We start from the raw sequence: 14,332 nt of genomic DNA, 5'->3' as shown, positions 1-14,332 counted from the left end.
GGCTCCCGCTGGGGAAGCCGCTTCTTTGTGTTTGCCTAGGGTATAGGTAAGGACGCGAATCCCCCGCACCTGCTGCCCAGGCATCCTTTGAATTCTGATGGAGGCGGGAAGCATTGCCAGCGCAGCGAGACGTCTTATCGCTTCTGGCGTACCGCCATCTAGTGACGGTGGGCTTCCGGCTTCGGATCATGGCTGTGGCACTGATGAGGATGTTCTGCAGGCGCAGGGCTATGCGGGTGCGAATGCCCATGCGAATGCGACGGATTGTGCGTGTGGTGCGTATGGTCATGACCGTCGTGTGAGTGGCCGTGGGTAGGCTCGTGCATGTGATCCCCGATGTGCGTATGCCCGTGATGATGGTGGTCCGGATCATGATGATGGTGATGATGGTCGTGCTCGTGGCGGATTTCTTCATGATGAACATGGTATTTATTCAGATAAGGATCCGATTGGCCGACGACGACCCGCAGCACGTTCGGTTGGTTCGGCAGATCGCGGGTGCCCGCTCCGTAACCGATCGTCTCGACGATCATCGGCGGCAGGCTCTTGGCGAACTCGTCCACCAGCCCGGCGACAATGCCCGCCCCTGTAGGCGTGGTCATCTCCAAGGCATAGGAGGTTGGCAGGATCGGAAGCCCCTTCATCATCTCCAGGGTAGCCGGTGCAGGGACGGGGTAGATCCCGTGGTCGCAGTTCACCGTACCGGAGCCGAGCGGGACCGCGGAAGAGAGAATCTTCTCGATGCCGAGGGAGTCTATGGCCAGGGCCGTACCGATGACATCGACAATGGAATCTATGGCGCCCACTTCATGGAAGTGGACCTTCTCGATCGGAATATTGTGAATCTTGGCCTCGGCTACGCCGATCTTCCCGAAGATCGCCAGGCTGAGCTTCACCACCCGCTCGTTGAACCCGGCGCTCTCGATCATCCGTACGATATCGGAATAGTGACGGTGGTACTTCGGAGGCGTATGGGGATCGAGCAGCACGTCCATCTTCAGAGCCGAGATGCCGCGCTTGTTGACCCGCTTCCATTCCAGGGTGAACGGTTCGATCTGAATCCGGCGCAGCTCTTCTTCTATGTAGTTCCTGTCCGCACCGGCATCGACCAGCGCGCCGAGCGTCATGTCTCCGCTGATACCGGAGAAGCAATCGAGATACAATAGTTTCATGGCTCATCCCTCTTCAGTTGGTTGTGATGAATCAGCGCCGCATTGTAACCTGCCCCGAAGCCGTTGTCGATATTGACGACAGAGATGCCGGGGGCACAGGCGTTCAGCATGGACAGCAGCGCGGCCATCCCCTGGAAGCTCGCCCCGTACCCGATGCTCGTAGGTACGGCGATCACAGGCACGGCTACGAGTCCGCCGACGACGCTCGCGAGCGCGCCTTCCATGCCCGCAGCCACGACGATGGCGCTCGCGCCGCGGATCTCCGGCAGTCGGCGGAACAGCCGGTGGATACCGGCCACGCCTACATCATAGATGCGCTCGACCCTGGAGCCCATGCTCTCGGCGGTCACAGCCGCTTCTTCCGCGACCGGCAGGTCGGATGTCCCTGCGCAGAGGACAGCAATATAACCGCTGCTCTCCGGCAGCGTGCCCGGCCTGGTCCATGTGAGCGCGCGGGCATCCATGTGGTATTCGCTGCCCGGCACCTGCTCCTGCACGTAGGCGGCCTTCTCCGCATCGATCCGGGTGGCGAGCACGCGGTCCGTATGGGGTATCATGCGTCCGAAGATCTCCGCGATCTGTACGGCCGTCTTGCCTTCGCCGTAGATCACCTCGGGGAAGCCGGTGCGGGACGGACGGCTGAGGTCGATGGCAGCGTATCCAAGCGAATCGTCGACGGCCTGCGCCTCCAGGCTGGCCGGGGAGACGGCGGGCTCACCGCCGGCGGGCTTGCTCTCTTGCGGTTCCCCGCATGCTTTGTCCGGCTCCGCGGCGTTGTATGCGGCGGAGCCGGAGTAGCCCTCTTCGAGCAGCCGCTGGGCTTCGTCTATGTCAAGGTCGCCCGAGCGAACGAGCTTTAAAATATGTACTGTATTCATCATAGGTCACGGCATCCTCCTCTAAACACTTTCCTTAGTGTACCATATTTCCCCGGTTTCCGCGTAATTTCAAAAGTGGATTGTTGCGCCATTCGTGATATAATAAGGGGAACAGAGAAAAAGCAACTTTCGGATAGACCGCATTCTCAGAAAGCAGGGGAGCAGCCATGGCGACTTCATCTATAGAACGCAAACCGGACTGGCTTAAAGTCAAGCTGGCCACAGGCGACAATTATAAGGAACTCAAAAATATGATGCGGAGCAAAACGCTCCATACGGTGTGCGAGGAAGCGAAGTGCCCGAATATTCACGAGTGCTGGGCAAGCGGGACGGCCACGTTCATGATTCTCGGCGACATCTGTACGCGGGCCTGCCGCTTCTGTGCGGTGAAGACCGGCCTGCCGACTGAGCTCGATCTCGAGGAACCGGAGCGCGTGGCGGAAGCGGCCGAGGGCATGAGACTTCGGCACGTCGTCGTCACTTCCGTGGCACGGGACGATCTCAAGGACGGCGGCGCCTCGATCTTTGCGGCGACGATTCGAGCCCTCCGCACCCGGCTGCCTCTGGCGGGCGTAGAGGTGCTCATCCCGGATTTCCAGGGCGACGAGGAGTCGCTGCGGATCGTATTGGAGGCTAGGCCCGATATTCTGAACCATAACATGGAGACGGTCGAGCGCCTCTCGGATAAAGTCCGGGCCAAAGCCAAATACGCGCGCTCCTTGGAGCTGCTTCAGCGTTCTAAGGCGATGGCACCTTCCATCCCGACCAAATCGAGCATCATGCTGGGTGTCGGCGAGGAGTGGAGCGAGATCCTGAAGACGATGGACGATCTTCGCTCCGTCGATTGCAATATCATGACGATCGGCCAGTACCTGCAGCCAAGTCTGCAGCATCTGCCGGTATCGCAGTATTATACGCCGGAGCAATTCGCGGAACTGAAGCAGGAAGGACTGAAGCGCGGCTTCTCCCACGTGGAGTCCGGCCCGCTGGTGCGCAGCTCCTATCACGCCCACGAACAAGTCAAATCAGCGCAGCATTCGTAAACCCTGGGGAGGCAAGCATCGTGATCCATATTGCGGGCAAGAGCTACGAAGTAATCGTAGATCACAAGAACGGCTGGCGTTTCGAAGCATTCCGCGAGCGGTACAGCGAGGTGCTGGAGCGCTATGATTATATTGTGGGGGATTGGGGCTACAGCCAGCTTCGGCTGCGCGGATTCTTCAAGGACAACCATCCGAAGGTGACCCGCGATACGACTATAGCGACCCTGCAGGATTACTTGAACGAGTACTGCAACTTCGGCTGCGCCTACTTTATTATCGAGAAGGTGGCCAGCAAGGTGCTGGGACCGGGCGAAAGCTACCCGGAAGGCATCTACGACGACAGCGCGCCGATACCGGTGCCGGTCCCCGAAGGCGAAGGGGCGGAACGCCCGGCCGCAGCGGGTACGGAGACCGGCCGCGGGGCCGATGCCCCGGCGGCACAGGCACCTTCCCGTCCGGCGTACCAGCCGAACCGGCATGGTCCGCAGAACCGCGAGCGGGGACACGGCGGCCGTCAGGGCGGAGGATCGTCCGGCGGAGACCACCAGGGCGGCCGCGGCCGTCAAGGAGGTTCCCGCGGAGGCGAAGGCCGTCAAGGCCGACCGCAGGGCTCGGGCTCCAGAGGAGCGAACGGGTCGGATTCACGCGGTCACCAGGGAGGCGGCAAGCAGGGCCGGGGACCTTCCTCCCAAGGCGGCGGACCTTCCAAGCCCAAGTCGGAATCCTCCCGCGCTAACGTGTAACACCCGAAGCAGAACCCGGATTCGTATCCTTCCTCGAGCTTCGTCCGCTTCCGCATGCCAGACATGCGGAGGCCGGACGGAGCTTTTTCGATTATTTTAGTAGCTTTTTGGATTATTTTAGTAGCTTTTTGGATTAGTTCACTAGCTTTTAGATTGTTTCATTATCGGCGGAAGGGTGAAGCTAAAGTAAATTTTAGGGTCTGCCGCTATAGGCTGGTGGTATAATCAGTTCATCAGATACGGATTAGCAGAAGGAGCAGTGTAGGATTTTGAGTGAATGGATGGGCTGGACGCAAAAGTACATCTTGCAGATCCCCACCGTGCAGTCCGAAGGGCTTGGCTTGGTTGCAGGAGTCGTAGCAGTCATCATGGTAGGAGGCCTTAGTGCCGGACTGGTTCTCGGACGTAGAGGAGAGCGTTTTGACAAGAACGATGAGAACGGTTACATTAGGTCTGATGGAGAACCCGGGTGTCCGACAAGGAAAGAGTAGAAGATAGAGAAGCCGCTGCCTCGTTGGAGACAGCGGTTTTTGGGGTCCCGTCCCGACGTGCCGGACGGGCTTAGCCGGCTTAGCCGGGTTCAGATCATATCGTACCCGATGAACGCCTCGCGGACCCGGCTCCAGAAGGGGAAGGGGCGGAAGCGTGCGAACTTGACCTTTTTGCCGGCGGCGACCATGCTCCGGATCGAGACGATATCGCTGCGCTGCATATACACGTGGTCCAGAGACAGAACGATGTTCTGGTTCGCCCGGGGGGTGATGTCGCAGTGGTGATGCTTCGGCAGCAGGATAGGCGACCCCAGCGTTCGATACACCCGGTTGTTGATCGAAGCGATCTCGGCGATTTGGATCGCATCGAGGGAGGGATGCACGATGGCGCCGCCGAGGCTTTTGTTATACGCAGTACTTCCAGACGGGGTCGAGATGCAGATGCCATCTCCTCGGAACGTTTCGAGCAGTTCGTCATTGATGTGCAGCTGGGCTACCAGGGTGGCATCCACCCCTTTCAGCGTGAACTCGTTGAGTGCGAGCTCCGTTTCGATGCTGCCGGTGCCGGTCGTGATCTGAATCTCCACCAGAGGATACTTCACGACCCGGAGGTCGTTCTGCTTGGCGCTCTCGCCCATGAGCTGGGCGAGGAGTTCGACTTCATCCGGCTTCCAGTCCGCGAAGAAGCCGAGACGGCCGGTATGGATGCCGACGAAAGCGATATGTTCGAGCTGCTCTTTGTACCGGTGGAAGGCATGCAGTAGTGTCCCGTCTCCGCCGATGGACAGAACAAGGTCCGGCTGCTCTTCCTCATGGACCAGGCCGTGCGCTTGAATCAGCTTGTGGAACTTATGCATCAACTGGATCGAAATCTCATCGCCGCGGTGAACTACATTGTATTTCAAACGGTTGTCCTCCTAAGTAATACGTCTCTTTAGCTGTGGGCCGTAGAGGCGATGCAGTACTCGTCGATCAGAACGGCCAGACTATCGGGAACATGCCGGAAGCGGGCCGCTACCCGGTAAGCGTCGCTGCCGAAGTGAGAGATGCGGACGACTTCGCCGAAGGCGGTCAGCTTCTGTTCCAGGGTGGGCAGCACAAAGGTGAATTCCAAGTCGAGATTCCGCAGCAGCCTTGCAGGGGTGACGAAGGCGATCCCACCCCCGGACAAATCCAGAATCTGACCAGTGAAGGTCACGCTCTGCTGCCCGGCCTGTCCGCGGATGCCGACAATGCGGCAGGTGACCGGCGTACGGACAACGAGCGGGGCCCGCTCATGCTTCCGCTGAGCCGTCTTCTGCATCGCCTCAGGCGCAGAGAGCGTGAGCGTACAGAGGCTTCGGCGCATCTCGAGCTGTTCCATGCCGACCAAGGCGAAGTGCAGGATGCCATCCTCCAGATAAGAGAATTCGACGAAGCTGACATGGTGCAGCTTCTCCAGCGGATGGATCGCCGGGGTTTCGAGCGTTACCGTGATGTGGTGCTCGTCCGCCCGGACCAGCCGGAACTCGTCCTGGTAGCAGAAGGGCTGTCCTTCCTTCGTCTCACCAATAATGACCAGGGAACAGTTCCCGGAAGAAGGCAGCATGCCTGCCGCCAATATTTGGTTCCAATTCATGAGCGATCACCTGCATGTTCATTAGTGGGAACCCCTCTGTCTCTATTGTAGTTCCATCATAATTTATTATGGTGGAGAAAACAAATGCCCCTTGTATGCTCCGGGAGGCAGGCACCAGACTAGATCAAAAACCCAAGCAGTGTGATCTGCTTGGGTCAAAGGGCGCCGCTGCTATAGCGAGGTAACCAGCGGAAGCTCGAAGGGACGGATGAAATTCGGCGAAACGGGATGCACGCGAACGGAGAAGTGTGCTCCGTGCTTCAGGTGGCCCGGGATCGCGGCCCGGTAAATGACGGTACGGTCTTCCAGCTCGCGGAGCGGCTCCATCACCTTAACAACCTGCTCCCAACCCTCCGGCTGCTCCTCGTAGTAGATCAGCTCGACGGCGGTGTCCCGGAACCAGACGGGCCCGAATTTTACGGTGGCTGTTACTTCTTTGAGGGGGAGCCCCGCCAAGGCTCCATCGCCGGAACCGTCATTGACCTCGACAATGCGGACATGATGCCAGTTCTGGCGGATGAACCGCTTGTAATCGGCCACCTTCGTCGCTTCTTCATTCGAATTGGCCACAAAATGCTGGGTCCGCTGCAGCGAAGGAATGTAGGAGCCGTTCGTATAGTCCATCACCATCCGGTCGGTATTGTACACCGGCGCCAAGGTGACGATGGACCGCTTCATCCGCTTCACCCAAGGGGAAGGGACTCCCTCACCGCTGTAATAGAGGGGAATAATTTGTTCTTCGAGCACCCGGTAGAGGGATTCCGTGTTCTCCCGCTCCTGGGTTTCGAAATCGGATTCGTTATTCGCATCGATACTCCAGCCATTGGTGCCGTCATAGCCTTCTTCCCACCAGCCGTCGAGTACGCTGAAGTTGATGACGCCATTCATGGCGGCTTTCTCCCCGCTGGTGCCGCTGGCTTCATACGGGCGGCGCGGATTGTTCAGCCAGACGTCGACCCCCTGCACCAGATAGCGGGCGAGGTTCATATCATAATTCTCGAGGAGCACGACTTTGCCCCGGAACCGGTCCATCTGCGAGACCCGGTAGATCTCGCGGATCAGCTCTTGGCCGGGGTGGTCGGCCGGATGGGCTTTGCCGGCGAAGAGGAACTGAACTGGGCGCTTCGGGTCATTGACCAGCCGGTCCAGCCGCTTCAGATCGCTGAAGATCAGATTGGCCCGCTTGTAGGTCGCGAACCGTCTCGCGAACCCGATCGTGAGAGCGTCCGGATTCAGGAACTCGCGTACCTCTTCGATTCGTTCGGCCGTCATGCTGTTGCGGCGGCGGTGTTCGCGCTGGTTGGAACGCGCGTGCATAATCAGCTTCTCCTTCAGCCCTCGGTGAACGGTCCACAGCGATTCGTCCGGGATCAGTTCCACGGATTTCCACACATCGCTATTGGCTTGATTCGCCGTCCAGGTGCCGGGCAGGAACCGGCTGTACAATGCCTTGAGTTCGGGAGCCAGCCATGTCGGCAGGTGAATGCCGTTGGTCACATGGCCGATGGGAACTTCCTGCACATCGATGTCGCCGTGGAAGCCGCGGAACATCTCGCGGGAGACGTGGCCGTGCAGTTTGCTGACCCCGTTACGCAGGGCGGATGCATTCATGGCGAGATAAGTCATGTTGAAGAGCTGGTTGGTCTGGTCATAACCGAGTTCTTTGAACTCCTCGCGCTGCTGCGGATAGTCATGGAACAGGCGGCTGAAGTAATGCTCGAACATGCCGATCGGAAAAGCGTCATGACCGGCGGGAACCGGCGTGTGCGTCGTGAAGACGGTGGAGGCGCGGATAATCTCCAGCGCCACATGAAACGAAAGGCCTTTGTCCAGCTGTTCCCGGATCCTCTCGAGCGCAAGGAAGGCGGCATGCCCTTCATTGATATGGTAAGCACCGGTAGGCAGGCCAAGAGCCCTCAGCGCTTTGACGCCGCCCACGCCGAGCAGGATCTCCTGGGCGATCCGGGTATCCTGGTTGCCCCCGTATAGCTGAGCTGTCAGCTCCCGATCCCAGGGGCTGTTCTCCGGAAGGTCCGCATCCAGCAGATAGACGGGATTGCGGCCGACCTGTACCTGCCATACTTTCAGGCGGACATCCCGGTCGGCTATCGGTACGGTAAGATAGAGCTCTTCAGTGGAAGGGCCTTCTGCGCTAGGTTCCCCGGGCACCAAAGCCGGAATGATCGGCAGCTTGTCGAAATCATAGGCCACACTTTCGGTGAATTGGGCGCCGCTCGCGTCAAGCTTCTGATTGAAGTATCCCTTCTTGTAGAGGAGGCCTACCCCGGCCAGTGGGACGCCCAGATCGCTGGCCGATTTGCAGTGATCGCCTGCGAGCACGCCCAGTCCGCCCGAATAGATCGGCAGTGACTCATGGAAGCCGAATTCCGCGGAGAAATAGGCGATCGCCTGCCCGGTATGCTGCGGATACTGTTTGCTGAACCAGGTTGGCGATGCCATGTATTCATCGTACTCTTTCAACACGTTCTCCATCTCCAGCAGATATTCGTCATCCTTGGCCCACTTCTCCAGAACAACGGAATCAACCTCGGTCAGCAGGCGGACGGGATTATGCTGGTATTGATCCCAGAGGACCGGCTCGATCCGCGAGAATAAGGAAAGCGCCCTGTCGTTCCAGCTGAACCACATGTTATAGGCGAGTTCTGAGAGTCGGCGGAGCGGTGCAGGCAGTTTGATGTTGCGGGCTTGGAACTTGGTCAGCATGATTTCACCTCTACCCCAATAGTGTGTGTCCTGCCCGGAGGGTGCGGACACGGGTGTCTTCCCGATACGTCTTGAATGCAAGGGCCGGCGCTGCGGCAGCGCGGCGATGCGGACGATCCCGGCGGTCATCGATCACGTGTCTGTTGTGTTGAGCCATTGGTGAACATGCTGCCTCATACCGGCTCAGGGTCTGCTCTTTGTCTTGGCTTCCTGTAGTATTTTATCTTCAACGGGGGTTCATACCTCGTTTGCCAAGCGAATACAGGAGAGTCAAGAGCAGCAGGACGCCGATCGAACCGGCGAATACGATCCCGGCCGCAGGGAGGATATGATGGAACAGCATCATAGCCGGCCGCGATACTTCGGGCTCGGGCAGCGCGGACCAGAAGACCTGAGCTGGGACGAGCGGTTCCCAGAGCAGCAGCACGAGAAGGGCGGCCAGCAGGCCGTGAACGAGCCGGGCGACGGCAAATGGGGCGTAGCGGAGGTCGGTACGGTGCAGCAGGGAGACGATTTGCGCATGCACGGACAGCCCGCCCCAAGAGAGCACCCAGGCAGCGATGGCTGCTTTGTACACTAGGGGGACGCCTGCTGCGCCGCCGGCCGCCTTGGCGCCGATCGTAACTTCGAAGAAGCCGCCTACCACCGCTTCCGCGAGCGGGGCGGGCAGAGCGAACAGGCGAAGCACGGCTTCGGCGCCGGTGTACAGCAGCTTCATGATATGGGCGGAGGTCATGACTTCCATGACAACGGAGAAGAACACCACGAGTCCGCCCACCACGAACATGAGCTGAAGACCGGAGCCCAGCGCACTTTGCAGCATGACACCGAGCGGCCTGCCGTCTTTCAACCGGGCCTCGTGCATGGCGTTGAACGCACGTCTGCCTATGCTTTGGGCGTCTGCGCCCGGGCCCTTGACGGGAGAAGACGCAGGTTGATCGTTATTACCCGTCCGCAGCTTGCCATGAAACCGCATCATGAGGCCCACGATGACGGCTGCGCCATAATGGGCCGCCGCCAGCACCCCGGCCAGGGCGGCATCATGGAAGAAGCCTACCGATACGGCCCCGATCAGGAAGATGGGATCTGCCGAGGTAGTGAAGGCGACCAGACGCTCGCCTTCCTCCCGGTTCACAAGCTTCTGCTCCCAGAGCTGGGCGGTTAACCGGGCACCGATCGGATAGCCGGAAGCAAAGCCCATGGCCATCACGAATCCCCCGATCCCGGGAATGCGGAACAGGGGGCGCATCAGCGGGTCGAGCAGCGTGCCGAAGAAGTGTACGATGCCCACGCCGAGCATCATCTCGGAGATGACGAAGAAGGGGAAGAGAGCCGGGAACAGCACATCCCACCAGATCGACACCCCCTTGAGCGAGGCACGCAGCGCTTCCGACGGAAAGATCAGCATCAGGCCCGCAAGTGAAATGACGAACAGCGTGGCGGCATAGAAGGGGAACATTCGGCGGCGCACAGCATCCACATCCTTTCCGGGAAAGCCTGTCATTCTGGTATATGTGGGGGAAGGTGGAGACATGCCGGAACGGCTTTATGAAAAGGAGATGAAAATGCAGAGGGCGCCGGAAAAGTGCTGAATTTTCACACTATTCGTGGTACAATTGGACTAATATGAGAATGGGAGTTGATCCTTATGATGGGTGTCATTGCTGGAATTCTCGTATGTGCTTTTGTATATGTCATAAGGGAGACGCTAATGACTTCCGGTGAAGAGGATATGTAGCGTAAGCTGCATCGAACGGGCTTTTGGGGTAGAATAAGAGCTTGCCAACATTACGATGCTAAGGCGGTCAGCACTAGCATCTTTTTTGATAAGGACGATAAGGGAACCTCCGGCAGGACCGGTCACGGGTCTGCCAGGGAAGCTTAAGTCCGTTCACCGCGGAGCAGGCGGGAGAGGAGCGAATTTCATTTTGTCAGAAGAGAAGGAACTGTCTTTTTTTGAATCCATGGGGGGCGAAGAGGGGATCCGCCTGATCGTGGAGGCTTTTTATCCGAGAGTCCAGGCGCATCCGCTGCTGGGCCCCCTCTTTCCGGAGAATATCATACCGGTCATGGAGAAGCAGCAATTGTTCTTAACCCAATTCTTCGGAGGGCCGCCGCTCTACTCGCAGCACTACGGACACCCGATGATGCGGGCCAGACACCTGCCTTTCGAGATTACTCCGGAGCGCGCGGCTGCCTGGCTCGGCTGTATGGAACAGGCGCTGGAGGAGACGGGCCTGCCGCGGGAGCTTCGTCAAGCTGTACTGCAGCGGCTGGAAGGTCCCGCCTATCATTTTGTGAACAGCTGAGAAGGATTCAGACCGAGATTGAAGGATGTGGCTTACATGGTGGAACCTTTATTTCAGGTGAAAGTGACTTGTCCCCAGTGCGAACAGGAGTTTCAATCTTCGCGCGTGAGACCCAGCTTCAAAAAAACCGTGAAGACCGATACGGACTTTGGCCTTCATTACAAGGAGATCAATCCGGAATATTATGTTGTCCGTATATGTCCCTACTGCGGATTCGCAGGCACGGAGAACTCCAAGGCAGCGCTGACTGCAGCGGACAAATCCGCTTTCCAAAGCAAGATCGGTTCTCAGTGGAGTCCCAAAGACTTCGGCGGAGAGCGCTCCTGGGAGGATGCCTTGTACAGTTACAAGCTGGCGCTGCTCTGTGCGCAGAGCGTGCAGGAGAAAGGCCGGGTGACGGCGGGGCTGCTGCACCATATCGCATGGCTCTACCGGGAGAAGGGAGACGACGCGCAGGAGAAGCGGTTCCTGCAGTTCGCGCTCGACGAGTACACACGCGTCTTCGAAACGGAAGGCGGCGAGATGAATAACGCCCGGCTGATGTATCTGCTCGGCGAGCTGAGCAGGCGGTTGAAGCATTACCGGCCGGCCGTCAAATGGTTCACCCGCGTGATCAACGACAAGTCGATTACGGACGCTGGCATGATCCGGGCCTGCCGGGAGCAGTGGGCCGCGGTGCGCGAGGATATGCTCGCGGACAAGCTGGAGCCGATCGAGGAGAGCGACCTTTCCTGAGGAAGTAATCCCATTGGAAGGCTGCAGGCGCCAGCTTGGCCGGCAGTACACAAATACGCACAGGATTCGGGGGTACGGTCGCCCCGGAATCCTGTGCGTATTTGTGGTGTGCGATCTTGGCGCCTGTTTCTTACCGGCGGCCGGACCGGCTGAGCGGCTGTGAAGCGAGCAGATAATCGGAATCGGCTCCCACCAGCGTAAGCTTGTTGCGGCAGCAGGGGAAGATCAGCAGCTTCTTCACCCCGTCCTTAAGTTCCTCGAGTTCTCTCGGCTTCATCGCGAGCAGTACATTATCCGCCCCGCAGAACGGGCAGTTCTGCACATAGACGTCAGGACCGATCCGTTCATAGGGCCACGTATTCTGGAATGGGATCATAAGGCTCTCCTTATTCCTCCGGCGTCTCGCCGGCAGAGGCATCCTTGGCCGGCGTGCCGGCTTCAGGCGCTTCCTTGCGGGCGAGTTCCGCGAGCTTCTGCAGCAGGATGTGCTGCGGCATGTGCATCAGGTGTTCCAACGGTACGCCAAGCTCCTTCGACAGCTTCAGTGCCGTATCCGGCGATATTTGCAGTGGTCTCATCCACAGGTCCTCCTAAGGGGTGTATTTGCATCTTCCCATCATTTAATCACAATCCCGGAGGAGAGTTCAATCTCTAAAAAAAGAATCCGGCGCCGGCTGCTGGGCCTAGGTGGGAAAATGTGGTTTAATGGAGGGGCAAGGACCTATCATACACTAGGACGTGCTCTGATTACATAACCCAAGGAAAGGTACGGTGCAGCCCATGAAAACCCCGCTTCCGCAAACCTGGAACCTGGAACGTTTCTTCACAGGAGGCAGCGCTTCCGCAGAGTTTGGCCAATTCCTGGAGCAGCTTCGCAAAGATACCCTTGAAGCCGAAGAACTGCTGAATTCGCTCAAGGTGCCTGAGACGGCAGAAGAGGCTTCCGATCTGCTGCCTGTCATCTCGCTGCTTCAGACCATTGCGCTGCATATCCGGGAAGCCGATTCCTTCACGGTCTGCCTCGCAGCCGAAAATCAGAATGATAAGCGCGCCGTGATTCTCGGCGGGCAGGTTCGTACGCTCGGGGCCTCGTATGACTCGGCCCTGACCCGGTTCGACGATATGCTGACCCGCATTCCGGATGCGGCCTGGCAAGCGCTGCTGAAGCTGCCGGAGCTGCAGGAGATCGAGTATCTGCTCGAAGAGCGCCGGGCCCTGGCCGCCGAGAAGCTACCCCCCGAGCAGGAGGCCTTAGTGAACGACCTGGCCGTCGACGGCTATCACGGCTGGGGAGAGCTCTACAATACGACGGTGAGCAAATTCCGTGTACCGTTCGAAGAGAACGGCATCGTCACCGAATTGTCCGCCGGTCAAGCCGCCAACAAAATGGATAGTCCCGACCGTTCCGTACGGGAGAAGGTATTCCGCCGCTGGGAAGAGCAGTGGGGGAAGCATGCGGATTACTGTGCGGATGCGCTCAACCATCTCGGCGGATTCCGTCTCAAGCTCTATGAGCGACGGGGGTGGGAAGGCATCCTGAAGGAGCCTCTGAGTATCAACCGCATGTCTCATGAGACCCTGGATACGATGTGGAAGGTCATTGAAGAGGGCAAGGACGTTTTCGTCCGCTATCTGGAGCGCAAGGCCAAGCTGCTCGGTGTTCCCCGGTTGAGCTGGTTTGACGTCGATGCGCCGGTCGGCGCCGGTACCGGCACGATCTCCTACGACGCGGGCGCGCAGCTGATCGTAGATCAGTTCCGGCGCTTCTCGCCGAAGATGGCCGACTTTGCCGTCATGGCCTTCGAGAACGGATGGATCGAAGCCGAGGACCGTCCCGGCAAGCGGCCCGGGGGCTTCTGCACGTCGTTCCCCGTAGCGGAAGAGACCCGGATCTTCATGACCTATGCTGGCTCCGCCTCCAACGTGTCGACGCTGGCGCACGAACTCGGGCACGGCTATCACCAGCATGTGATGAACGATCTGCCCGCCTTCGCCCAGGAGTATGCGATGGGCGTAGCCGAGACCGCGTCCACTTTCGCGGAGATGGTCGTCTCCGATGCCGCAGTCAAAGGGGCTTCTACGGAAGAAGAGCGCCTAACGCTCATCGAAGACAAGATCCAGAGATCCGTCGCGTTCTATATGAACATCCACGCGCGGTTCCTCTTCGAGACCCGGTTCTACGAGGAGCGCAGCCGGGGCCTGGTCGGCGTGGACCGGCTGAACGAGTTGATGACCGAGGCGCAGCGCGAAGCGTACAGAGATACGCTGGAAGAGTATCATCCCCACTTCTGGGCGTCGAAGCTGCATTTTTATATTACGGAGGTGCCGTTCTACAACTTCCCGTATACCTTCGGCTATATGTTCAGCGCCGGCTTGTATGCCGAAGCCCTGAAGCGGGGGGAAGCCTTCGAGGACCAATACGTAGCCCTGCTCCGGGACACCGGCAGGATGACCGTCGAAGAGCTGGCCCAGAAGCACCTTGGCATCGATCTGCGGCAGCCACAGTTCTGGCAGGGGGCCATGGCGATGACCACGGCGGATGTGGAGGAGTTTCTCCGGTTAACCCAATAGCGCCGCATCGGCATGCGGCATGATCAAGCCGGCCCCTACATGGGGGCC

General features: G+C 59.0%; 13 protein-coding genes. 5 read left to right on the top strand and 8 right to left on the bottom strand.

The features are described 5' to 3' along the window. Window positions 1-158 precede the first annotated feature (158 nt). Window positions 159-1,172 (bottom strand): LarC family nickel insertion protein, encoded by a 1,014-nt coding sequence (locus O9H32_RS25335; protein WP_269868916.1) that lies wholly within the window; start codon window positions 1,170-1,172, stop codon window positions 159-161. Then, window positions 1,169-2,053 carry a nickel pincer cofactor biosynthesis protein LarB gene (larB, locus tag O9H32_RS25330; protein WP_269868915.1) on the bottom strand — a complete coding sequence of 295 codons (885 nt, stop codon included), beginning with the start codon at window positions 2,051-2,053 and terminating at the stop codon, window positions 1,169-1,171. The genes O9H32_RS25335 and larB overlap by 4 nt, the downstream gene beginning before the upstream one ends. A 164-nt stretch (window positions 2,054-2,217) precedes the next feature. Between larB and lipA the strand changes: the two genes are divergently transcribed. Continuing rightward, a complete protein-coding gene (lipA, locus tag O9H32_RS25325) occupies window positions 2,218-3,093 on the top strand; it encodes a lipoyl synthase (RefSeq protein WP_269868914.1) in 876 nt (291 codons plus the stop codon). Between the two features lie 20 nt (window positions 3,094-3,113). After that, on the top strand, window positions 3,114-3,836 hold the full coding sequence (locus O9H32_RS25320; RefSeq protein ID WP_269868913.1) for a YutD family protein: 723 nt from the start codon (window positions 3,114-3,116) through the stop codon (window positions 3,834-3,836). Window positions 3,837-4,416: 580 nt separating this feature from the next. On the opposite strand, the gene O9H32_RS25315 is transcribed toward O9H32_RS25320, so the two are convergent. The 4 genes from O9H32_RS25315 to ylbJ all read right to left on the bottom strand — a co-directional run bounded on the left by O9H32_RS25315 (window position 4,417) and on the right by ylbJ (window position 10,140). Then, complete coding sequence (locus tag O9H32_RS25315) at window positions 4,417-5,232, bottom strand: NAD kinase (RefSeq protein ID WP_269868912.1); 816 nt, start codon at window positions 5,230-5,232, stop codon at window positions 4,417-4,419. Window positions 5,233-5,261: 29 nt separating this feature from the next. After that, complete coding sequence (locus O9H32_RS25310; RefSeq protein ID WP_269868911.1) at window positions 5,262-5,945, bottom strand: PilZ domain-containing protein; 684 nt, start codon at window positions 5,943-5,945, stop codon at window positions 5,262-5,264. Between the two features lie 171 nt (window positions 5,946-6,116). Then, window positions 6,117-8,669 carry an alpha-glucan family phosphorylase gene (gene glgP / locus O9H32_RS25305; protein ID WP_269868910.1) on the bottom strand — a complete coding sequence of 851 codons (2,553 nt, stop codon included), beginning with the start codon at window positions 8,667-8,669 and terminating at the stop codon, window positions 6,117-6,119. 226 nt (window positions 8,670-8,895) lie between these two features. After that, on the bottom strand, window positions 8,896-10,140 hold the full coding sequence (gene ylbJ, locus O9H32_RS25300) for a sporulation integral membrane protein YlbJ (protein WP_269868909.1): 1,245 nt from the start codon (window positions 10,138-10,140) through the stop codon (window positions 8,896-8,898). A gap of 454 nt (window positions 10,141-10,594) precedes the next feature. Here ylbJ and O9H32_RS25295 point away from each other — a divergent pair, with 454 nt between their 5' ends. Further along, on the top strand, window positions 10,595-10,978 hold the full coding sequence (locus O9H32_RS25295) for a globin domain-containing protein (protein ID WP_406627381.1): 384 nt from the start codon (window positions 10,595-10,597) through the stop codon (window positions 10,976-10,978). Between the two features lie 36 nt (window positions 10,979-11,014). Further along, complete coding sequence (locus O9H32_RS25290; protein WP_269868907.1) at window positions 11,015-11,713, top strand: DUF2225 domain-containing protein; 699 nt, start codon at window positions 11,015-11,017, stop codon at window positions 11,711-11,713. A gap of 130 nt (window positions 11,714-11,843) precedes the next feature. Here the strand turns inward: O9H32_RS25290 and O9H32_RS25285 are convergent, their stop codons facing one another. Together O9H32_RS25285 and O9H32_RS25280 are read right to left on the bottom strand one after the other, a co-directional pair. After that, the gene (locus O9H32_RS25285; RefSeq protein ID WP_269868906.1) at window positions 11,844-12,089 is read right to left on the bottom strand and encodes a hypothetical protein; all 246 of its coding nucleotides are present in this window, start codon (window positions 12,087-12,089) and stop codon (window positions 11,844-11,846) included. Between the two features lie 10 nt (window positions 12,090-12,099). Continuing rightward, window positions 12,100-12,291 (bottom strand): YycC family protein, encoded by a 192-nt coding sequence (locus O9H32_RS25280; RefSeq protein ID WP_269868905.1) that lies wholly within the window; start codon window positions 12,289-12,291, stop codon window positions 12,100-12,102. Window positions 12,292-12,493: 202 nt separating this feature from the next. Here O9H32_RS25280 and O9H32_RS25275 point away from each other — a divergent pair, with 202 nt between their 5' ends. Further along, entirely contained in the window at window positions 12,494-14,284 is a 1,791-nt protein-coding gene (locus tag O9H32_RS25275) for a M3 family oligoendopeptidase (protein WP_269868904.1), read from the top strand. The last annotated feature ends 48 nt before the right edge of the window (window positions 14,285-14,332 follow it).

This window comes from Paenibacillus caseinilyticus (assembly GCF_027533645.1).
GTDB lineage: Bacteria > Bacillota > Bacilli > Paenibacillales > NBRC-103111 > Paenibacillus_G > Paenibacillus_G caseinilyticus.
The sequence above is the reverse complement of the archived record's forward strand: the minus strand, read 5'-3'. Positions and strand labels throughout refer to the sequence as shown.